The organism is Aeromonas sp. MTB (genome assembly GCF_056632455.1).
In genome coordinates, this window is the sequence record NZ_CP147026.1 from 619,470 (window position 1) to 640,255 (window position 20,786).

Sequence of the window (20,786 nt, forward strand, 5' to 3'; positions counted from 1 at the left end):
TTTTTACATTGGCATTGCGGTCGGGCAGGGGACTAAATCAGGAAGGGAGCGGCATCACCCGGTTGCGTCCCAGCTCCTTGGCCTTGTAGAGCAGCTTGTCGGTACGTTCGACCAGACAGTCTGCGCTCTCCTGACCGTTGAACTCGCCCACGCCAAACGAGGCTGTGATGTGGTCGATGCGGCGGCCCGATTTGCGATCCAGAATCGACATCCGCTCGATGGCGCGGCGCATGCTCTCCGCCATCTGTCTGGCCAGCGCCAGCGAGCGATGGGGGACCAGCATGGCGAACTCCTCCCCACCCAGCCGATAGGCGGTGACCCCCTCCTTGCAGGCATCGCGCAGCCGTTTGCTGAAGGCGCGTAGCACCTGATCGCCGAGCAGGTGCCCATATTCGTCGTTGAAGTTCTTGAAGCGATCGATATCAGCAAGGATCAGCGAGAAGGGGTGCTGGCTGCGGATCAACCCCTCCAGCTCCAGATCGAAGGCGCGGCGGTTGAGCAGGTTGGTGAGGGCATCCTCGTTGGCCAGCTTGCGCGTCTCGTTGAGCGCCGCCCGCAGCTCCTTGATCTCTTTCTCCGCATTGCTGAGCTGGTTGCGAAAGTGCATGGTGGACATGCGCACATCCCGCGATTCGCGCACCAGCTCCCGCAGGATCCCCATGGTGTCTTCCAGGCTGAAGCCCTCGTCATCAATGCGGCTGAGCTTGTCAAAACTCTTGTCGAGCATCTCCTGAAACATGCCGGTATCGGAGATGGCGTCCTGCATGGAGTGGCCTAGCTCGTTGGCCATGGCGGCGAGGCTCAGTTTCATCGCCTCCATCTGCTTCTCGTCCTGAGCGGCCAGATACTGGTGATAGAGGCGCTCGCAGGTGGTGAGCGAGCAGGTTCCCTGCATTTTGACAGCCTGATCGATCGCCTGGTTGAGCTCGGGCATGCTGGCCGAGACATAGTTGTACCACAGGTGGTAATTGTCCGGCGTCGTGGGGATCTGGTACTTGATCATCAAGGGAACCGCCTGTTTGAGATAGGCGGCGGATTGGGCAAATGTGTCCTTACTCATGAGTTCTGTGTCTCATCATGCCAGCGAACTGAAGATAGTATGACAGAGAGATTGGCCAAAAGGCAGCCGATGGATGCCATTCGCCCCCCCCTCCGATATAATGGCACCGTTACCACCTACCCTAAGGCCTGCTTATGTCTCAAAAAGATCCTTTCCTCGAACGCGAGGCCGAAAAATACGATAACCCCATCGCCAGTCGAGAGTTGATCCTGGAACTCATCAAGGGCCATGAAAAGCCCATGTCCCGTGAAGAGTTGGCCAAGGTCCTCAAGCTGAAAGATGAAGAGCCGTTGGAAGCCTTGCGTCGTCGTCTGCGCGCCATGGAGCGTGATGGACAACTGGTATTCACTCGCAACCAATGTTATGCCCTGCCGGATCGCCTGAATCTGGTCAAAGGTTATGTAATCGGCCACAAGGATGGCTTCGGTTTTCTGCGTCCGGAAGGTGGTGGTCCGGATCTGTATCTGAACAACCGAGAGATGCAACGCCTGATGCATGGCGATTACGTGCTGGTGCAGCCGACCGAGATTGACCGCAAGGGTCGTCAGGAAGCGCGTCTGGTGCGCCTGCTCAAGTCCCGTGAGGCAGACATTGTCGGCCGTTACTTCGTCGAGAATGGCGTTGGTTTCGTGGTGCCGGATGACAGCCGTATCGGCCAGGACATCATCATCCCGGAAGGGGAGAACAAAGGGGCTCGTCAGAGCCAGGTCGTGGTTGTGCGGATCAATCAGCGTGCCACCTCCCGCATCAATGCCGTCGGCACCGTACTGGAAGTGCTGGGCGAGAACATGGCGCCGGGCATGGAGATCGAAATTGCCCTGCGTACCCACGGTATCCCGCACACCTGGCCGGAAGAGGTGACCAAAGAGGTTGCCGGTCTCGGCGAGCAGGTGCCTGAGAAAGCCAAAGAGGGCCGCATCGACCTGCGCGCCCTGCCGCTGGTTACCATCGACGGCGAAGATGCCCGCGATTTCGATGACGCCGTCTTCTGTGAAGCCAAGCGCGGTGGCGGCTGGCGTCTGTGGGTTGCCATTGCTGACGTCTCCGCTTACGTGAAGCCCGGCACGGCGCTGGATGCCGAAGCGTATCAGCGTGGCAACTCCGTCTACTTCCCCGAGTTCGTGGTGCCCATGCTGCCTGAGGTGCTCTCCAACGGCTTGTGTTCCCTGAACCCGCAAGTTGACCGCCTCTGCATGGTGTGCGAGATGACCATCTCCGCCGCTGGCCGCATGTCCGGCTACAAGTTCTACGAAGCGGTAATGAACTCTCACGCCCGTCTGACCTACACCAAGGTTGCCGCGATCCTCGATGGCGATCCCAAGCTGCGCCAGCAGTATGATCCGCTGGTGGGCCATATCGAGGAGCTCAACAACCTCTACAAGGCGCTCAAGCATGCCCGTCATCAGCGCGGCGCGGTGGAGTTCGAGAGTGAGGAGACCCGCTTCATCTTCAACGCCCAGCGCAAAATCGACCGCATCGTGCCGCTGGTGCGCAACGACGCCCACAAGATCATCGAAGAGTGCATGATCCAGGCGAACGTGGCTGCTGCTCGTTATATCGAGAAGAACGAAGCCTTTGCCCTGTTCCGGGTACACGATCGTCCTGGCGAAGAGCGTCTGACCGGTTTCCGCGATTTCCTGGCCGAGCTGGGCCTGGAGCTCAAGGGGGGCCTGGAGCCCGAGCCGAAAGACTTTGCCGAGCTGGCCGCCAAGTTTGAGGGACGCCCGGATGCGGAGCTGCTCTCCACCATGCTGCTTCGCTCCATGCGTCAGGCCATCTATCAGGCCGACAACATCGGTCACTTCGGTCTGGCGTTGAAGTCCTACGCGCACTTCACCTCGCCAATCCGTCGTTATCCCGACCTCATCCTGCACCGGGCGATCAAGTACCAGACTGCCAAGGAGCAGCAGGGCAACCTGCGCCACAAGTGGACCCCGAGCGGTGGTTATCACTACCAGCTGGAAGAAGTGGACCCGATGGGCGAGCACTGCTCCATGACCGAGCGCCGTGCCGACGATGCGACCCGCGATGTGGCCGACTGGCTCAAGTGCGAGTACATGCTGGATCACGTGGGTGACGAGTTTGACGGCGTCATCGCCAGCGTCACCGGCTTTGGCTTCTTCGTCCGTCTGGCGGAGATCCACATCGATGGTCTGGTGCACGTCAGCACCCTTACCAACGACTACTACCAGTTTGATCCCCTGCACATGCAGCTGATTGGCGAGAACTTCCGCCGTCGCTACCGTCTGGGCGACAAGGTGCGGGTCAAGGTGATGGGCGTCAATCTGGATGATCGCAAGATCGACTTCGTGATGGTGGAAGAGCCGCTCAAGGCCACCGGCAAGAACGCCAAAGAGATGGCGCGCAAGCAGGCCGAGATCAAGAAAGAGAAGGCCAAGAGCGCCCAGCGCCACGAAAAACGTAAAGAGGGCAAGGATCACGGCAAATCCGACAAGGGTGGCCGCGCCAAACCGAGCAACAGACGACCGAGCAAAAAGGCTCGCGATAAGGCCAAGAGCACTAAATGAGTACTGAACTGATCTACGGCATTCACGCTGTATCCGCGCTGCTGGAGCGCACCCCGGAGCGCTTCATCGAAGTGTGGGCCCTCAAGGGGCGGGATGACGACCGGCTGCAACCCCTGCTGACCGAGCTGGAATCCCTCGGCCTCAAGGTGCAGAGCGTGAACCGCAAGACCCTTGATGACAAAGCGGAAGGCAACAATCACCAGGGCATCATGGCCCGGGTGAAAGAGGCGCCGAAGCTCGCCGAGCACGATCTGGCCAGCCTGCTGGACGAGTTGGCGGCACAACAGAGCCAGCCCTTCCTGCTGGTGCTGGATGGCGTGACCGATCCGCACAATCTCGGCGCCTGCCTGCGCAGCGCCGATGCTGCCGGGGCTCATGCTGTCATCGTGCCGCGGGACAAGGCCACCGGCCTGACCCCGATCGTGCGCAAGGTTGCCTGTGGCGCGGCCGAAGTGGTGCCGCTCATTCAGGTCACCAACCTGGCCCGCACCCTGCGCGAATTGCAGGAGCGCGGCGTCTGGATTGTTGGCACCGCTGGCGAGGCCGATCACGACCTCTATCAGGCCAAACTGACCGGCCCGATGGCGCTGGTGATGGGTGCCGAGGGCAAGGGGATGCGCCGTTTGACCCGCGAGCACTGCGACGAGCTGGTTAGCATCCCGATGGCGGGGGCGGTATCCAGCCTCAACGTCTCGGTGGCGACCGGCGTCTGCCTGTTTGAAGCCGTGCGCCAGCGCCGTGCTTGATCATGCTGACTGACAGACCCCCCTTCGATTGGGCACAGGTCGCAGATAGAGAGGAGGCCGCGCGCCTCCTCTCTTTTGCCCGCCCGCTGACCCTCAGCCCGAAAAGCTGCCTCTGGCACGCCGGTGACAGCCCGGATCTGCTGGTCAGGGTGGAGCAGGGGCTGCTGCGGGCCAAACTGGTGCTGGAGGATGGCCGCGAGTACATCAAGGAGTTCTATTGGGAGGGGGACGAGTTTCTCGACTTTCACCACCTGCTCAGTGGCGAGCCTGCCCGCTACAGCGTGGAGGCGCTGGAGCCCTGTCGTCTGCAGCTGTTCAGTCTGGCCGACTTGCGCCAGCTGCCCGGTTGGCCGCGCTGGTATCAGCACCTGCTGGAGGTGCAGCTGCGCATCAAGGAGGAGAAGGAGCAGTTGCTGCTGACCGGCAGCCCGCAGGCGCGTTATCAGCACTTTCTCGACAGCTTTCCAGCACTCGATGCCAGAGTGCCGGATCACCAGATCGCCGCCTATCTCGGCATTACTCCCATCAGCCTGAGCCGCATTCGCAAGCGGTTGAGAGCGCTGAACAAGGAATAGTGTCGCCGAGGCGCCATGAGGGGCTGTGTTGCCACCAGATTTCAGACCTTTCATAGAGCCCGTCTCGGCATTACGCCAGCCAGTCAGTCTGAGCCGCATTCGCAAACGGCTGAAAGAACTTAACAAAGGTTAATGCAGGGCGCTGGCGCCACGATTATGCTGGCAGGCCGAACTGATAAGGAGTTGCCGATGAACTGGATCCTGAAACCCTGGTCTGAACTGACCACTGACGAGTTGTATGAGTTGCTGGCGCTGCGGGCCGAGGTGTTCGTGGTGGAGCAGACCTGCCCCTTTCAGGATCTGGACGGGCTGGATCGCCGCGAAGGGGTCTGGCACCTGCTCGGGTATCAGGGCGACCAGCTTGCTGCTTACGCGCGGATTATGGCGCCCGGCATCGGCGATGAGAGCGGCGCCGCCATCGGCCGGGTGGTGACCTCACCCAAGGCGCGTGGCGGTGGTCTCGGTCATAAGCTGATCGGCGAGGCGGTCAAGGCGTGCGAGGCGCGCTGGCCGACTCACAGCATCTGGCTGGGGGCACAGGCTCATCTGCAAGGCTTCTACGGCCAACACGGTTTTGTGGCGGAAGGGGAAAGCTATCTCGAAGATGATATCCCCCATATGGGAATGCGCAGAGTGGCGGCATAACCACTCGTCAGAGTGATTCAGAATGCAGAAGGGCCATCCCGCGGGATGGCCCTTCTCTTTATCGCCAGGCGATCACTTCTTCTTTTTCTTCTTGGCGGACTTCTTCTTGTCGACCGGCTTTTTCTTCTTCACCGGTACCCGCGCTTCCTTGTGTTTCGGGCGCAGCTCGTCGATCACCCGGCGCTTGAGGCGCTCCTCGGTGTAGCGCTCGATCTTGGCGACCATCGCCATGTCGTGGGCTTCCACCAGGCTGATGGCGCAGCCACGGTTGCCAGCGCGGCCGGTACGGCCGATCCGGTGGACGTAGACATCGGCGCCGTAGGGCATGTCGTAGTTGATGACATGGCTGACGTTCGGCAGGTCGATGCCGCGGGCGGCAACGTCGGTGGCGATCAGGAAGGGTACCTCCCCTTCGTGGAACTTGCGGATCGACTCGATACGCTTGCTCTGCTCCATCTCGCCACGGATCCAGGCGCAGGAGATACCTGCCGCCTGCAACTGGCCGGAGAGCTCCGCCAGACGCTCGCGAGTCTTGACGAAGATGATCGCCTTCTGGGTTTCCGGATCTTTCAGGATATGGGTCAGCAGCGCCAGCTTGTGGGCGGCGTCATCAGCCAGATGGATCCACTGGGTGATGGGGCGACGTTCGCTGCGGGGCGGCTCGGCGTGCAGCTCCACCGGATCCTTGAGGATCTCGTTGGCGAACTTCTCAAGGCCGGCCCCTTCCAGGGTGGCGGAGAAGAGCATGGTGTGCTTGCGGTAGCGCGCTTCGGCCACGATGCGGTTCACATCCTTGATAAAGCCCATGTCCAGCATGCGGTCCGCTTCATCCAGCACCAGCACTTCGATGTCGTGGCTCTCGAACTCCTCTTTCTCGATGTACTCGAGCAGACGGCCCGGGGTGGCGACCACGATGTCGGTGGTCTTGGTCAGGGCAGGCAGCTGCTCTTCATGGCTGACTCCGCCGATGATGGTCTCGATGCTGAGGTTGGTGTGAGCCGCCAGCGCCTTGGCGTGGGCGGTCACCTGCAGCGCCAGCTCGCGGGTCGGGGTCAGGATCAGCATGCGGCAGGGGCCCGGCTTGCGGCGCGGGAAGTCCAGCAGGTGCTGGAGTGCCGGCAGCAGGAAAGAGGCTGTCTTGCCGGTACCGGTCGGTGCGGATGCCAGAATATCGCGGCCGTCCAGGGCTGGCTCCAGCACCATCTGCTGGATGGTGGTGGGGCGGGTGAATCCCATCTCGGCCAAGGCCCGGTTGAGGGCTGGGTGCAGGTCGAAATCATCAAAGGACTGGCTCATGGCAATACTCGGTCATTAAGGAAACGGCAGATTATAGGCGATTATCTCGTCGGCTCCTATTGGTGAGTGTGTCTTAGCCGCTATAATCGCCCACCATTTTTGCAGATGACGGGGGCCAGATGGGACGTAGTCGCGGATTTACCTTCAAACAGTTCCATATCAATCACGATCGCTGCGCCATGAAGGTGGGCACCGATGGCATTTTGCTCGGTGCCTGGGCGCCGGTCGAACAGGCGCGTCGAGTGCTCGATATCGGCACCGGTAGCGGTCTGATTGCCCTGATGCTGGCCCAGCGCAGCAGATCTGACTGCCGTCTTGATGCGGTCGAGCTGGATATTAATGCGGCCAGTCAGGCGCGGGAGAATGCGGCTGCCTCTCCCTGGGCCGATCGGGTGACCGTCATAGAGAGTGCCATTCAGGATTATCAGGCTGACCCTTACGATCTTGTCGTCTCCAACCCTCCCTATTTCGTGGCAGGCCAGTCATTTAGCGATCCGGCGCGGGCGCTGGCCCGCCATACCGGTGCCCTCGACAGCCCCGCATTACTGGCGGCCTGCGATCGTTTGCTGAGCCCGAACGGGCAGGTGGCGCTGGTGCTGCCGACGGCGATGGCCGATGAAATTTTATGCATTTCGGCGAATTATGATCTGCATGGCATTTGTTATACAGCTGTTATCACCAGAGAGGGTAAAGAGGCAAATCGTGTTTTATTGCTACTTGGCAGAGGATTAAACAGGTGTGAGAGGGGTGAAATTGTGATCCATTCTGCTGATGGGGTCTATTCCGACAGATATATCCAACTGACCAACCCCTTCTATTTGAAGATGTAAATTTCGTCTTGAACTATTTTTTCACGCCATTATGCTGGTTCCAGATCGAGCGCCCGCTCCAGACCAGCTAAAACCACTGGTTGCGATGAAAAAACATGCGGGGCTCTTTTTTTATACCCCCTGAACACACCCGGTCAGCGACCGATAAAAACTATAACAAGCAATAATTTACAAGACAGACGAGGTTGAACTTGACGAAATCACTCACATTGTCCGATGTACTCGGATTAGGGTTTATGACCTTCGCCTTCTATCTGGGCGCCGGTAACATCATTTTCCCGCCGTTGGCCGGTTACATGGCTGGTGAGCACCTCTCCCTGGCGATGTTTGGCTTCCTGGTCACTGCCGTGGGCCTGCCTCTGGTAACCATTCTGGCCGTGGCGAAAGCCGGTAACGGTTGGGCTGGCATGACCAAACTGCTGCCTGCCGGTGTCGCGACTGCGCTGGCCGTTGCCATCTATATCATCATCGGCCCGGCCTTTGCCGCGCCCCGTACCGGTCTGGTTGCCTACGAAATGGGCCTCAAGCCGTTCATCGGTGACATGGGGCAGGCGGGTCTGGCGGCCTATACCGTGATCTTCTTTGGTGTGGCCATTCTGGTCTCCATGAACCAGGGCAAGCTGATGGACGCCATCGGCAAATACCTGACTCCGGTACTGATGCTGCTGCTGCTGACTCTGGCGATCGGTGTATTCGTAGCACCGCAAGGCTCCATGCCTGATGCGTCCGGTGACTATCAGAACAGCCCCTTCGTGAAAGGGATCCTGGAAGGCTACAACACCATGGACACCCTGGCGTCCCTGATGTTTGGTGCCCTGATCGTCGATCTGCTGCGCCAGAAAGGCATCAACGATTACAAGAGCCAGTTCAAGTATCTGGCCATTGCCGGCCTTATCTCTGCCGTTGGTCTGAGCGTGGTGTACGTCTCCCTGTTCCAGCTGGGTAACACTGCCGCCGGTGTGGCGACCGATGTCAGCAACGGTGGTGCCATCGTCAACGCCTACGTACTGAGTCTGTTTGGTCAGCCGGGTCAGTTCATTCTGGCGGCCATCATCACTCTGGCGTGCTTTACCACTGCAGTCGGTTTGATCTCCGCCTGTTCCGATTTCTTCCACAATCTGACCGGCATGGCTTACAAGAAGCTGGTGGTGTTGCTGGGCGTTATCTGTGCCGTGGTGGCCAACGTGGGCCTGAGCCAGCTGATCAGCCTCTCCATTCCGGTGCTGGTTGCCATCTATCCGGTTGCCGTGGCGCTGGTGCTGGTCACCTTCCTGAAGGGTTATTTCGGCCGTCCCCGTCTGGTGTTCCGTGGCGTGTTGATGGTTGCCTTCCTGTTCGGGTGCCTGGATGGTCTGGGTGCTGCCGGTATGAAGATGGATGCGTTTGCCTTCCTGCCGCTGTTCGACAAGGGCCTCGCCTGGCTGATGCCGACCCTGCTGGCCTGCGTAGTTGGCGTGATGGTGCGTCCGGCCGAGATGGCTGCCGAAGCTGCCTGATCACACCCGATGTGATATTGCCAAGAGCCTGCCCCGTGCAGGCTCTTTTGTTTTCTGTGAGCCTCGCTTCTCGCCTCGCTTTGCTGCCGTAATTGTCACTGTACGCAGATAGCATCTGAGCAGCCGTATTTGGCCGCTATAACCCGTTTCCCCCTTCTCACCTCCCATACGCCACATGCGACACCTGTTTATGGAGCGCCGAGTTGTTCGGCGATTAATTCCACAGCGGTAAATTGTTTCAAGATATTAATTGGTGATTGAGATCGAACTCCTCTTCTTTATGCTAAAGGTGGTGCGCCTCATCCGGTCCGCGGGCCGTGTGGGGCGAGAGGTATTGTTACCGGTTATCTGCCAGGCAGTGGGTGCAATCAATAACAAGCTGATAAGGCAGATGAGGTTGAGTTTGACGAAATCATTGAAGTTGTCCGACGTATTCGGATTGGGGTTTATGACGTTTGCCTTCTATCTGGGGGCTGGCAATATCATTTTTCCGCCGCTGGCCGGTTTTATGGCTGGTGAGCATCTGCTGGCCGCCATGTGCGGCTTTTTGCTGACGGCGGTGGGCTTGCCGCTGATCACCCTGATTGCAGTGGCCAAGGGGAGTTCGGGGGGCGGCGCGAGTGGCTGGACCGGAATGACCCGCTATCTGCCCGCCGGGGCTGCGACGGCGCTGGCCATCGCCATCTATATCATCATGGGGCCCGCCTTTGCCATTCCCCGCACCGGTCTGGTCGCCTACGAGATGGGGCTCAAGCCGTGGCTTGGCGATGCCGGTCATGAGGGGTTGCTGATCTACACCCTGAGTTTCTTTGCGCTAGTTATCCTGGTGGCGCTCGATCGGGGCAAGCTGCTCGATGCGGTCGGCAAGTATCTGACCCCAGCCCTGATGGCGATGCTGCTTATTCTGGCGGTCGGGGTCTTTATGACGCCGCAGGGCACCATGCCTGATGCCAGCGGTGAGTACATAGATGCAGCCCTGACCAAAGGAATGCTGGAGGGGTACAACACCATGGACACCCTGGCCTCCCTGATGTTTGGAGCCCTGATCATCGGGTTGCTGCGCCAGAAGGGGATCGAGGATTATCGCAGCCAGTTCAAATATCTGACCATTGCAGGCTCGATCTCGGCAGTCGGGTTGTCGGCGGTGTATGTCTCGCTCTTTCAGCTAGGCAACAGCGCCGGTGGGGTGGCGAGCGATATCAGCAACGGCGGCGCCATCGTCAATGCTTACGTCCTGAGTCTGTTTGGTCAACCGGGTCAGTTTATTCTGGCTGCCATCATCACCCTGGCCTGTTTTACCAGTGCGGTCGGCCTGCTCTGTGCCGGTGCCGACTACTTCCATGGCCTGACAGGTTGGGCCTATCGCAACTGGGTCATGCTGCTGGGGGCGCTCTGTGCAGTGGTGGCCAATGTGGGGCTGAGCGAGCTGATCGGCCTCTCCATCCCGGTGCTGGTGGCCATCTATCCGGTTGCCATCGCGCTGGTGCTGGTCACCTTCCTCAAGAGCTACTTTGGTCGCCCGCGTCTGGCGTTCCGCTGCGTGCTGGCGGTGGCCTTCCTGTTTGGCTGTCTCGATGGACTGGGGGCTGCCGGCATGAAGATGGAGGCGTTTGCGTTCCTGCCGCTGTTTGACAAGGGGCTCGCCTGGCTGATGCCAACCCTGCTGGCTTGTGTGCTTGGCATGCTGGTGCGGCCGGTCGGCGATCTGGCTGCCGAGGCCGCGTAAACAGGTGATTTACCCGTTCGCATAACAAAAGAGGCCAGCTGATGCTGGCCTCTTGGTATGGGTCTTCAAGCAGGCGAACTAGATGCGCGGGCCTTCCGGTTTGGGCTTGCCATCCAGACCATACCAGTGGGTCTGAATGCGCCCGGCATGCCATTCGAAAGTGCCCCAGGGCTGCTTGGCTTCCCAGCGCGGGAAGTTGATGAGCACCCGGTTATCTTCGTACTTGTAGAGGGAGGTGCTGATCTGAATGTCCGACAGGACCAACAGCAGCGCCCAGCAGATGAAAATCCATTTCAGTGCTTTCCACATAGGGTTACTCGAAGCAGATTTCGATAGTGGCGCGACCGAAATCCGATTCGAACGGCATCATGATCTTGGTGCCATCGGCACGGTGGGTAATGGTGTGGTTGGGACCGGAGACGATGATGGGGGTCGCCATGTCAAACTCGTAGCCCTTCTCGCCCAGCATCCGCTTTGCACCGCCGGTCACCATGTTGGTGATTTCACCGACCATGTCGGTCACCTCTTCGTTGATGGAGGCGGGAGCTTCCCCCAACATGCGGCGCATGATCTCCAGCGCCAACCCCTTCTCGAAGCTGATGGAGAGGGAGCCACGGGTCTGCGGGCCGACCATGCCGATCAGGCCGGAGACGTCGCCGCGCGCCAGCTCATCCATCTTGCGTTTCGGTTTGCCCGGTTTGAGTTCCAGCTGTGCCATGGTCGAGAGCACATTGAGCAGGGATAGCAGGAACGGATTTACAAAATCAGCCTTCATGATGACTTCCTACAGTGGGCGTACAACGGGCACATTGGCCATGTGCCTCTATCGTCTTATTGGTAATAGTAAAACCATGCAAGTGGGCCTGCTCGGAAAACGCGCTATCGATCGCCGTATCGTGAAGCTCGACCACATCCCCGCACTCGTCGCAGATCAACAACTGCATCGGGTGAGCGTGATCGAAGTGGCAGCAGAAGATAAACGCGTTGAGAGATTCCACCTTGTGAGCAAAGCCCTGTTCGAGCAAAAAATCGAGTGCCCGATAGACGGTTGGCGGCTTGGCATTGGCTTCGGTTTGTTGCAGCTGGGCCAACAAATCATAGGCGCTGATGGCGTTGCCGTGTGCCGCCAGCAGGCGAAATACCTGACGCCGGGTCGGGGTGAAGCGGATCCCTCGCTGTATACAGAGTCGCTCGGCTCGTTGTAAAAGTTGGTCTTGATTCATGATCGCGCAGATACCCTTTCTATTAGCCGGATACTATCACAGGGCCTCGCATGGCGCGGCGACAAAATTCATTTTCTGGGGCTGCTTCACGTTGTGATAAAATCCGCCCCTTTCTTTAGCCAACCCGGATGATTTTTATGCAGGCGCAGCGTTTTTCCATCGCCCCCATGCTGGACTGGACTGATCGGCATTGCCGTTACTTTCACCGACTGATGAGCCGCCAGACCTTGCTCTATACCGAAATGGTGACCACCGGCGCCATCATCCACGGCAAGGGTGATTATCTGGGTTACAGCGAGCAGGAGCACCCCATCTCCCTGCAGCTGGGGGGCAGCAATCCGGCCGATCTGGCGCGCTGTGCCAAGCTGGCCGAGGAGCGCGGCTATGACGAGGTGAACATCAACGTCGGTTGCCCCTCCGATCGGGTGCAGAACGGCCGCTTTGGCGCCTGCTTGATGGGTGAACCGGCGCTGGTGGCAGACTGCGTCAAGGCGATGCGCGATGTGGTCGATATTCCGGTGACAGTGAAGACCCGTATCGGTATCGACGATCAGGACTCTTACGAGTTTTTGCAGGCTTTCATCGAACAGGTGCGCGATGCCGGTTGCGACACCTTTATCGTCCATGCCCGCAAGGCGTGGCTGAGCGGCCTGAGTCCCAAGGAGAACCGTGAGATCCCGCCGCTCGATTATCCCCGCGTCTATCGGGTCAAGCAGGATTACCCGGAGCTGACCATCGCCCTCAACGGCGGTGTCACCTCCATGGAGCAGACTCTCGAGCACCTGCAACACGTCGATGGCGTGATGATGGGGCGTGAAGCCTATCAGAACCCCTACATTCTGGCGCAGGTGGACAATCTGGTGTTCGGCCAGAACAATGCCGTGCCGAGCCGCCATGAGGTGGTGCGGATGATGCTGCCCTATATCGAGCAAGAGCTGGCCAAGGGCAACTACCTCTCTCACATGACCCGCCACATGCTGGGGCTGTTCCAGAATATGCAGGGGGCCCGCGCCTGGCGCCGTCACCTGAGCGAGAACGCCTGCAAACCGGGAGCGGATATTCAGGTGGTGCTGGATGCCATGGCCAAGGTGCCGGAGTTTGCCAGCAGCGAGACGGCCGAATAAGCCAGTTGTGCCAAGGCAAGAGCAGCCAAAAAGCGCGTCAGTTGACGCGCTTTTTTTATTACTGTCGCTTCAATATCTGAACTGGTTGATCAGCCGCGAGAGGTCCTGCAGCCGCTCTACCAGCAGGGTGATGCCATCGAGGGCCTGCCTGCTGTTGTCGGCGGTGTGGCTGGCCAGCTGGTGGATCTGGTGTACCCCTTCATCGAGGGTCGCCGTCACGTCGGCCTGCTGACTCACCGCCTGGGCGATTTCGTCGCTGGTGCGGGTCACCTGCCCCAACATCCGGTTGATCTGGGTGAGCACGTCGGCGGTGGTGCCCGCGTGCTGCTGGCAGCGCACCGAGGTCTGCGCCCCTTGCGTCATCCCGTCCGACAGCTGCCGGGTGGTCTGTTGCAGCGCCTGGATCATCTCGTGGATCTCGCTGGTCGAGGCACGGGTCTTCTGGGCCAGCGCCCTCACTTCATCCGCCACCACGGCAAAGCCGCGCCCCTGTTCGCCCGCCCGGGCGGCCTCGATGGCCGCATTGAGGGCGAGCAGGTTGGTCTGGTCGGCGATTTGACTGATCACCTCCAGAATACCGCTGATCTTCTGGCTGTCGCTGGTGAGCTGGGCCAGCACTGCGTGGTTGGCATCCAGCTCCTGATGGAGTTGGTTGACGGCGGAGCGGGTGGTCGCCAATGCTTGCATCCCCTCGTCGGAGACCTGCTGTACCTCTATGACCAGATTGCTTGCCTCATGGGCACTGTGGGCCACATCCCGAATGGAGTGGCTCAGCTCGGTGATGGCGGTCGCCAGCTGCTCGCTGTGGGCGCGCTGCTGCTGCAGATGAGTATCAATGGTCTGGATATTGCCCCGGTCATCTTCGGCTGCCTGCAGGATCTGCTGGTTAGTGTCGGCGCTGCGCCCGACCACGGCCTTGAGCTCGGCCTGCTTCATCCGTAGGGCCAGTTCGACGGCCGCCAAGGTGTCGCGCCGTCGGGTGTAGAGTACCTGACAGAGGTGGGTTCCCTTGTCTTGATCGGCAAGGGTGAGCAGATGAGCCAGCCGTTGCTGCAATCGCCAGCCGTGGGTTGCCTGTGCCAACAGTAACAAGGCGGTGGGCAGCAGCCATAACAGGTTGCCGGTGGCAAAGGTAGCAAGGGTGGTGAGCAAGGCAGAAACGGAGAGCCAGAGGGTCAGCCGACCCGGTTCAATGTGAAAGCGGCTCAGCCAGGGAAGCGCCTTGCCGCTGCGCAGCAGGCCATAGAGCTGCTCGGCCCAGGCCACATCGCTGGCGGCGGGTTTGGTGCGCACCGACTGGAACTCGACGATCTCCTTCTGCGCATTGAGGATCGGGGTGACGTAAGCGTTTACCCAATAGAACTGACCGCTTTTGGCGCGGTTCTTGACCAGCCCCATCCAGCTTTTGCCCTGTCGCAGCCGCTGCCACATGTCGGCGAAGGCCGCCTTGGGCATGTCGGGGTGTCGCACCAGATTGTGGGGTACCCCTTCCATTTCGGCCGCACCATACCCGGCCACATCACAGAAATGCTGGTTGGCATAGGTAATATGACTGGCGGGATCCGTGGTCGAGATGAGTGCGATGTTGTCGGGGAAGTGTATCTCCCCCTCCTGATGGAGTTTGGTCATGTGTCGTTCCTGAAAAAGCCAAATAACTGATAAATATATTTTTTATTGTCGTTCTCAGTTAATCATTCTAAGGCTCTTCAGTGCCCCGAACTTGGCTTGGGTCAATTAATCAACACAATGAATTGATGAAGTGAGGGTCAGCTGGCCGGTGTGAAATCGTGAACTTCGCCGCTTCTCGGTTTAAAGCGCGGATCGCTATCTTTGTAGCTGCGCACCAGCTCCATCGTCTTGCAAAAGCTGGTCTGCTTGTCGTACTCCTGACGAGCCAACTCGATGGCCCGCTCGGCCCGGCGCCGTTCCATCTTGTCAGACTTGCGATCGCTGAACTGTTGCTGCTGATGCAGCATCCAGCCGACAAACTCTTGCTGGCATTGGGATTCGCTATTGGCCTGCGCAGGCAGGGTCCACAACAACGAGAGCAGTATCAAATAACGCATGTCTGACTGGGTATTGAAGATTAATTGAACAGAAGGGGCGGCATTTTAGGCTGGAAATCGAGGTGTGAACAGTATCAATAGCGAGGCCCTGCGGGGCCTCGCATCGTTGTGGCCGGTCTCAGTGTTTGATCAGGTACAGCTGGCGGCTGTAGGCCACATCTTCCGGGTTGTTGATGGGGTAGCCCTTGAGCCATGGCTTGATGAGTCGGGCATTGGTGTACTGGTAGATGGGGGCGATGGGGGCTTGATCCAGCAGGATCGCCTCAGCCTCGCCAAACAGCTTGCTGCGGCTGGCGGCATCCTGAGTGCTGGCCGCCTCTGCCAGCAGCTGGTCATAACGGGCATTGGCAAAGCCAGCCATATTGCCGCTGTGACGAGAGCCCCACAGGCCAAGGAACGCAGAAGGGTCGTTGTAATCGGCGACCCAGGAGGAGCGGATCACCTCGAACTGACCGCTCTGGCGGCTGTCGAGATAGGTTTTCCACTCCTGATTGGTCAGCTCGACCTCGGCACCCAGCTTCTGCTTCCACATGCTGGCAATCGCCAGTGCCATCTTCTTGTGAATTTCCGCGGTGTTGTAGAGCAGGGTCAGCTTGAGCGGCTTGTCCGGGCCGTAACCGGCCTCCTTGAGCAGGGCCTTGGCCTTGCTGTCCAGCTCCGGTTGGCTGCTGGTGGAGAGCAGGTTGGCGGCCGGGGTAAAGCTGGCGGTTACATCCGGAGTGAAGTGATAAGCCGGTTTCTCGCCAGTGCCGAGCACCTTGTCGGCGATCAGGGCGCGGTCGATGGTGTAGGAGAGCGCCTTGCGCACCCGCACATCGTTCAGTGGTGCCTGACGGGTATTGAAGGCGTAGTAGTAGGTGCCGAGCTGATCCGGGGTGTAGACCTCATTCGGGATCTGCTGCTTCAGTTTGTCGTACTGCTCCTTGGGGAAGGATTCGGTGATGTGCAGATCTCCCGCCAGATAGCGGTTGGTGGCCGCGCTCTCCTGATTGATCGGCATGAAGATCACCTTGGTCAATACGGTATGGGCCCGATCCCAGTAATAAGGGTTGGGGGTCAGCTCCAGCTTCTCGTTGACCACCCGATTGTTCAGCACAAAGGCACCGTTGCCCACCAGTTTGCCGGGTTGGGTCCACTGGCTGCCGTACTGCTCGATGCTGGCCTGATGGAGCGGCGACAGGCTGGGGTGGCTCAGCAGGTTCAGGAAGTAGGGCACCGGCTGGGAGAGGGTCACCTGCAGGGTGTGGTCATCGAGGGCCTTGACCCCCAGCTCGCTGGCAGGCAATTTGCCAGCGACTATCTCGTCCACCTTGTCGAAACGGGCCAGTTGGGCAAACCAGGCGAAGGTGGCAGCCTCTTTCGGGTCGACCAGCTTGCGCCAGCCGTAGACGAAGTCGCCGGCCTTGACCGGATCGCCGTTGGACCAGCGTGCATCCGGGCGCAGATGGAAGGTAAAGAACTGGTTGCCCTTGTTCTCCCAGCTGGCCGCCACCCCGGCAACCGGTTTGCCATCCGGCCCCTGGGTCAGCAGCCCCTCGAACAGATCCCGCAGTACCTGCAACTCCGGCAGGCCGACCAGCTTGAGCGGGCTCAGGCTCGCAGGTTCATCCTTGAGGTGGCGAACGACAATCTGCTTGGCGGCGAGTTGTGTTCCGGCGGGAATATCGGCAGCCTGGACAGCAGCACAGCCCAGCAGGGCCAGCAAGGGGCTCCATCCTTTCATGGGTCGGATCCTTCAAATAGTGTGAAGCGGGGAGAAAACTCGGCGAGAAAATATCGCCGACAGATGGGAAATCATGATATCCCGTTTGCTGGTCTGACCGCCAGCATTCGACTCTCACTCCCAATCGGGGTAGAAGAGCGTTCCCGGCGTCTGTGCAGTTCAATGTGGTGAGGAGTGTCAAACGATGAAAGCATGGTTATTGCTGGCCTGTGTGTTGAGCCAGGGAGCCTGGGCGTTGGCCCCGTGCCAGAGCGACACGGCGGTGGGCAACTGGTGCGAGATCGGCATCGATGCCTTGCACCCGACTCAGGGGGGCGTCGGCCAGATCCAGGTCGATGAGACCCAGGCCACATTGGCTGGCATGAGCGCAAAGCAGCTAGACAAGTTGATGAAAAAGAAAGAGATCCCCGTGGTGATTGCGCCGGATGGCAGCTACTGGCTGGTGGACCGCCACCATCTCACCAAGGCGCTGTGGCAGCAGGGCGTCAAGGATGCGCGGGTCAAGGTGATTGGCCGTCTGCAGGACAAAGCCAACTTCTGGAGTCAGATGCAGAACAACCACTGGGCCTGGCTCAAGGATGAGAAGGGACAGCCGCTGACCCCGGAGCAGTTGCCGACCCGTATCGACAAGCTGCCTGATTATCCCTATCGCACCCTCGCCGGACTGCTGCAGAATGCGGGCTACTTTCGCAAGGATAAACAGGTCTATTTCGTCGAGTTTGCCTGGGCCAGCTGGCTCGGCAAGCAGATGCAATGGATGCCGGTGGACAGCGCCAATCTGGCGGCCCGCCTGCAACAGGCCAAACGGCTAGCCTGCGGCAGCGATGCCAAGGAGCTACCCGGTTATCCCGGCAAGCAGTGCAGCCTCAACCAGTCCAAAAGCGCGCAGTGAGTGGATAGGCGATGACGGCGTCCAGAGCATGCCGGAGATAAAAGAGGGCGACCCCGGGGTCGCCCTTATGCTGTCAGCTACTGGTTAGCGGTGGTCACTCATGGCGCTCCGCCCAGCGGGCAGCCGCCTGTTCAAGCAGGGCGACGTCACCTTGCTGGATCAGCGGTAGCAGATCGTTGACCTGTTGATCCGGCCAATCCCACCAGGCGAGGGCCTGTAGCCGGGCAATCTCCTCCTCGCCAAAGCGCATCCGCACCACCCTGGCCGGGGTGCCAGCCACCATGGCATAGGGCGGCACATCCTGATTGACCAGTGAGCGGGCGGCGATGATGGCGCCGTCGCCGATGGTGACGCCGGGCATGATCATCGCCTCCATGCCGATCCAGACATCGTTGCCGATGCGGGTATCGCCAGCGGGGCGGTAGCTGCGCTGGAGCGCCGCCAGATCGGCGAACGGATAGGTGCTGATGAAGGCGGTGTTATGGGTGTGGTTGCCCCCCATGATGATCTTCACTCCGGCGGCAATCTGCACATAGTCGCCGATATGAAGCCGGTCGATATGCCAGAGCGGCTCCCAGCCGGTCTCCGGGCTGCGGCTGAAGGGATCGCCATGGAGGTAGCGCACTGCCACCTCTTCGAAGGGGCCATCCCAGGCACCCGAGTAGTAGCTGTGCTGCCCTTTGAGGGAGATATTGGGGTTGGTCACCGTCAGGTGCAGGTATTCGACCTGCGACCAGTGTTGGCAGGTGTTCATGCTGGTACTCCTTTGCTAAATGGATCGGATGGGTTGCGTTCGCTTGAGCGCAGCTAATAGATCCAGACCAGCATGCGGGGCACGCAGAGCAGGGAGCAGCCCAGCATCTGCGGGAGGCGAGGTCGCATTGTGGTGTGCTCCAAAGAAGGGGGGAAGGGCAGGATCATAAGGTCGGGCGCCGGGTTTGCCAAGGTTGCGCAGAGATCCTGCACTAACCCTCTGGTTGATATTTATTCTCAATTAGCCATGATAACACTCCCACCATGACGGACTCGGGAGAGCGAAATGACACCGCAAAGTTGGCAACGATACATGCTGGAGGCGGAGCGTGCCTGGCAGGCCGGTTCGCTGGGGGCGGCGATCTGCTTTTATCAGCAGGCGCTGGGGGATGTTTACGAGATGACTCAGGTCGAGTTGACCGAACTGGCCACCATGCGAGTCGCCACCTGCCACCGGCTGGCCGACTTCTGGCGGGCGATGGATGAGCCGACTTATGAGCTGCGCTACCTGAAGCTTGCCTCCGAGCTGGTGACTGCGCTGGTGCCGCAGTGCCCGAACCGGGAGTGCGAGGCACTGATCAGCGAGCTGGGTTGCTGCCGTGGAGCCCTGCTCGCGTTTCTCAAGCGTCACCCCAATCCGGAAATTGCCCGGCTGATCCAGTTACAGGACAAGGTGCAGGGCTGCGAGCTGATCGGCCGTTTTCGCCTCAACTGACCGGCGTTGAGCGGCAGCTCAGCCTCGCCGTTTGAGTTTCTGGGCGATCCGCTGCTGTGCCTCTTCCCCTTGCAGTGCCTGGGCGAAGGCGCGCGCCTCCAGATCGATGACAAAGTGCACCGCCTGTTTAAGCTCCTGTTTCAGCAGCGCCTTGCTCTTTTGCAGCGCTCTGGGCGGTTTGGCCGCCAGCTTCAGCCCCTGCTCGCGGGCAAGGGAGAGCACTCCATCGGCCGCCACCACCTTGTTGGCCAGCCCGAGCCGCAGCGCCTCCTCGGCATCAATTGCCTCGGCCAGCAGCAACAGCTCGGCCGCCTTGAGGTGTCCCACTAGACGTGGCAGCAGCAGGCTGGAGGCGAACTCCGGCACAAGCCCCAGCTCGACGAAAGGAAGCTGCAAGCGGGCGTTATTCCCCAGATAGACCAGATCGCAGTGCAGCAGAATGGTGGTGCCTATCCCTACTGCAGGACCTGCAACAGCGGCGATCACGGGTTTGGGGAAATCGGCAAGGGTGTGGAGGAACTGCAGTATGGGGTCGTCGGGCTCCAGCGAGCTTTTGCCCATAAAGTCGGCCAGATCATTGCCCGCGGTAAAGCAATCCTGCTGCCCCTGCAACAACAGGACATGCACCTCCTCATCGGCTGCCGCCTCTCCCAGCGCTGCCACCAGTTGCTTATAGAGCTCGGTATTGAGAGCGTTGCGCTTGTCGGGGCGGTTGAGGGTCAGGGTGAGCAAGCCATCCTGCTGCTCGGCAATGAGAATGGGGGCCATGTCTAAATCCTTGTTATTGAAAGGTGCAAAAAAGGTTGCTGCTGGGGTAACCTTGGCGCCGTTTAACAACATCATAAAAGGATTTCAACCATGTTTAAACGTGCGTTTTATTCTCTGCTGGTTCTGGGTATGACGGCGCCTGCACTGGCCAAGGTCGAGGCTGTCGACGGTTATGTGCGCCTGTTGCCGCCGGGCTCCCCCAACACTGCCGCCTTTATGGTGCTGAAGAATGACGCCGACCAGCCGGTCAAGCTGGTGGCGGCCGCTTCTGCGGCGGCGGGGCGTGCCGAGCTGCACACTCATCTGCACGAAAATGGTGTGATGAAGATGCGTCAGGTCGAGAATATCGAGATCCCGGCCAGGGGCGAAGCGGTGCTGAAACCGGGCAGCCTGCACATCATGCTGTTCGAGGTGGGCACGCTCTCCGAGCAGACTCCTTTCCCGCTCACCCTCACCATGGATGATGGTCAGAAGCTGGATCTGTCACTGCCGGTGAAGCCGATTGAGCCGATGGCCGAGATGAAGCATATGAAGCACTGACATTTGTCGTCGTTTGTTCAGGATTGACGCTGGGTATTTTGGCTGCACCGAGTAAAATAGTGCTCTTTTCCATGTATGCA

Annotated in this window: 21 protein-coding genes; 11 read left to right on the top strand and 10 right to left on the bottom strand. The window is 59.7% G+C overall.

What is annotated here, in order from left to right; translation table 11 throughout:
- Positions 1-37 precede the first annotated feature (37 nt).
- Positions 38-1,060, bottom strand: coding sequence for a GGDEF domain-containing protein (locus WBR25_RS02940; protein WP_019445736.1), 1,023 nt, complete (start codon positions 1,058-1,060; stop codon positions 38-40).
- A gap of 134 nt (positions 1,061-1,194) precedes the next feature.
- Between WBR25_RS02940 and rnr the strand changes: the two genes are divergently transcribed.
- The 4 genes from rnr (at position 1,195) to WBR25_RS02960 (ending at position 5,554) form a co-directional block, all read left to right on the top strand.
- Positions 1,195-3,588, top strand: a complete 2,394-nt coding sequence (gene rnr, locus WBR25_RS02945; protein ID WP_005354835.1) for a ribonuclease R — start codon at positions 1,195-1,197, stop codon at positions 3,586-3,588.
- Positions 3,585-4,334 (top strand): 23S rRNA (guanosine(2251)-2'-O)-methyltransferase RlmB, encoded by a 750-nt coding sequence (rlmB, locus tag WBR25_RS02950; protein WP_019445734.1) that lies wholly within the window; start codon positions 3,585-3,587, stop codon positions 4,332-4,334. Before rnr ends, rlmB begins: the two co-directional genes overlap by 4 nt.
- 2 nt (positions 4,335-4,336) lie before the next feature.
- A complete protein-coding gene (locus WBR25_RS02955) occupies positions 4,337-4,909 on the top strand; it encodes a Crp/Fnr family transcriptional regulator (RefSeq protein ID WP_139741692.1) in 573 nt (190 codons plus the stop codon).
- Between the two features lie 189 nt (positions 4,910-5,098).
- The gene (locus WBR25_RS02960) at positions 5,099-5,554 is read left to right on the top strand and encodes a GNAT family N-acetyltransferase (RefSeq protein ID WP_479749381.1); all 456 of its coding nucleotides are present in this window, start codon (positions 5,099-5,101) and stop codon (positions 5,552-5,554) included.
- A gap of 72 nt (positions 5,555-5,626) precedes the next feature.
- On the opposite strand, the gene srmB is transcribed toward WBR25_RS02960, so the two are convergent.
- Positions 5,627-6,850: an ATP-dependent RNA helicase SrmB gene (gene srmB / locus WBR25_RS02965; RefSeq protein WP_005343175.1), complete on the bottom strand. Its 1,224-nt coding sequence runs from the start codon at positions 6,848-6,850 to the stop codon at positions 5,627-5,629.
- A 119-nt stretch (positions 6,851-6,969) separates the two neighbouring features.
- Here srmB and WBR25_RS02970 point away from each other — a divergent pair, with 119 nt between their 5' ends.
- The 3 genes from WBR25_RS02970 (at position 6,970) to brnQ (WBR25_RS02980) (ending at position 10,902) form a co-directional block, all read left to right on the top strand.
- Positions 6,970-7,680 carry a tRNA1(Val) (adenine(37)-N6)-methyltransferase gene (locus WBR25_RS02970; RefSeq protein WP_201958239.1) on the top strand — a complete coding sequence of 237 codons (711 nt, stop codon included), beginning with the start codon at positions 6,970-6,972 and terminating at the stop codon, positions 7,678-7,680.
- 191 nt (positions 7,681-7,871) lie between these two features.
- The gene (gene brnQ, locus WBR25_RS02975; RefSeq protein WP_265345332.1) at positions 7,872-9,176 is read left to right on the top strand and encodes a branched-chain amino acid transport system II carrier protein; all 1,305 of its coding nucleotides are present in this window, start codon (positions 7,872-7,874) and stop codon (positions 9,174-9,176) included.
- A 391-nt stretch (positions 9,177-9,567) separates the two neighbouring features.
- Complete coding sequence (gene brnQ, locus WBR25_RS02980; RefSeq protein WP_479749382.1) at positions 9,568-10,902, top strand: branched-chain amino acid transport system II carrier protein; 1,335 nt, start codon at positions 9,568-9,570, stop codon at positions 10,900-10,902.
- 78 nt (positions 10,903-10,980) lie between these two features.
- Here brnQ (WBR25_RS02980) and WBR25_RS02985 read toward each other — a convergent pair whose 3' ends face one another.
- Genes WBR25_RS02985 through zur form a run of 3 tightly spaced genes read right to left on the bottom strand, consistent with a single transcriptional unit; the run spans position 10,981 to position 12,125 of the window.
- Positions 10,981-11,211, bottom strand: a complete 231-nt coding sequence (locus tag WBR25_RS02985) for a hypothetical protein (protein WP_479749383.1) — start codon at positions 11,209-11,211, stop codon at positions 10,981-10,983.
- A gap of 4 nt (positions 11,212-11,215) precedes the next feature.
- On the bottom strand, positions 11,216-11,677 hold the full coding sequence (locus WBR25_RS02990; RefSeq protein WP_005343179.1) for a chemotaxis protein CheX: 462 nt from the start codon (positions 11,675-11,677) through the stop codon (positions 11,216-11,218).
- Entirely contained in the window at positions 11,667-12,125 is a 459-nt protein-coding gene (gene zur, locus WBR25_RS02995; protein ID WP_005335805.1) for a zinc uptake transcriptional repressor Zur, read from the bottom strand. The genes WBR25_RS02990 and zur overlap by 11 nt, the downstream gene beginning before the upstream one ends.
- A 137-nt stretch (positions 12,126-12,262) precedes the next feature.
- On the opposite strand from zur, the gene dusA reads away from it, so the two are divergent.
- Positions 12,263-13,249: a tRNA dihydrouridine(20/20a) synthase DusA gene (dusA, locus tag WBR25_RS03000; RefSeq protein ID WP_123172337.1), complete on the top strand. Its 987-nt coding sequence runs from the start codon at positions 12,263-12,265 to the stop codon at positions 13,247-13,249.
- A 69-nt stretch (positions 13,250-13,318) separates the two neighbouring features.
- On the opposite strand, the gene WBR25_RS03005 is transcribed toward dusA, so the two are convergent.
- The 3 genes from WBR25_RS03005 to WBR25_RS03015 all read right to left on the bottom strand — a co-directional run bounded on the left by WBR25_RS03005 (position 13,319) and on the right by WBR25_RS03015 (position 17,038).
- Entirely contained in the window at positions 13,319-14,878 is a 1,560-nt protein-coding gene (locus tag WBR25_RS03005; protein ID WP_479749384.1) for a methyl-accepting chemotaxis protein, read from the bottom strand.
- A gap of 137 nt (positions 14,879-15,015) precedes the next feature.
- The gene (locus WBR25_RS03010; RefSeq protein ID WP_005335795.1) at positions 15,016-15,315 is read right to left on the bottom strand and encodes a hypothetical protein; all 300 of its coding nucleotides are present in this window, start codon (positions 15,313-15,315) and stop codon (positions 15,016-15,018) included.
- Between the two features lie 118 nt (positions 15,316-15,433).
- On the bottom strand, positions 15,434-17,038 hold the full coding sequence (locus WBR25_RS03015; protein WP_479749385.1) for a peptide ABC transporter substrate-binding protein: 1,605 nt from the start codon (positions 17,036-17,038) through the stop codon (positions 15,434-15,436).
- A 184-nt stretch (positions 17,039-17,222) separates the two neighbouring features.
- Between WBR25_RS03015 and WBR25_RS03020 the strand changes: the two genes are divergently transcribed.
- On the top strand, positions 17,223-17,930 hold the full coding sequence (locus WBR25_RS03020; RefSeq protein ID WP_371178475.1) for a ParB-like protein: 708 nt from the start codon (positions 17,223-17,225) through the stop codon (positions 17,928-17,930).
- 94 nt (positions 17,931-18,024) lie between these two features.
- Here WBR25_RS03020 and WBR25_RS03025 read toward each other — a convergent pair whose 3' ends face one another.
- On the bottom strand, positions 18,025-18,684 hold the full coding sequence (locus WBR25_RS03025) for a CatB-related O-acetyltransferase (RefSeq protein WP_416003994.1): 660 nt from the start codon (positions 18,682-18,684) through the stop codon (positions 18,025-18,027).
- A 285-nt stretch (positions 18,685-18,969) separates the two neighbouring features.
- On the opposite strand from WBR25_RS03025, the gene WBR25_RS03030 reads away from it, so the two are divergent.
- Positions 18,970-19,398, top strand: a complete 429-nt coding sequence (locus WBR25_RS03030; protein ID WP_005335785.1) for a DUF2753 family protein — start codon at positions 18,970-18,972, stop codon at positions 19,396-19,398.
- Between the two features lie 18 nt (positions 19,399-19,416).
- On the opposite strand, the gene WBR25_RS03035 is transcribed toward WBR25_RS03030, so the two are convergent.
- Complete coding sequence (locus tag WBR25_RS03035) at positions 19,417-20,166, bottom strand: enoyl-CoA hydratase-related protein (protein WP_194494968.1); 750 nt, start codon at positions 20,164-20,166, stop codon at positions 19,417-19,419.
- A 90-nt stretch (positions 20,167-20,256) separates the two neighbouring features.
- Between WBR25_RS03035 and WBR25_RS03040 the strand changes: the two genes are divergently transcribed.
- Positions 20,257-20,706 carry a copper chaperone PCu(A)C gene (locus tag WBR25_RS03040; RefSeq protein ID WP_043820460.1) on the top strand — a complete coding sequence of 150 codons (450 nt, stop codon included), beginning with the start codon at positions 20,257-20,259 and terminating at the stop codon, positions 20,704-20,706.
- Positions 20,707-20,786 lie beyond the last annotated feature (80 nt).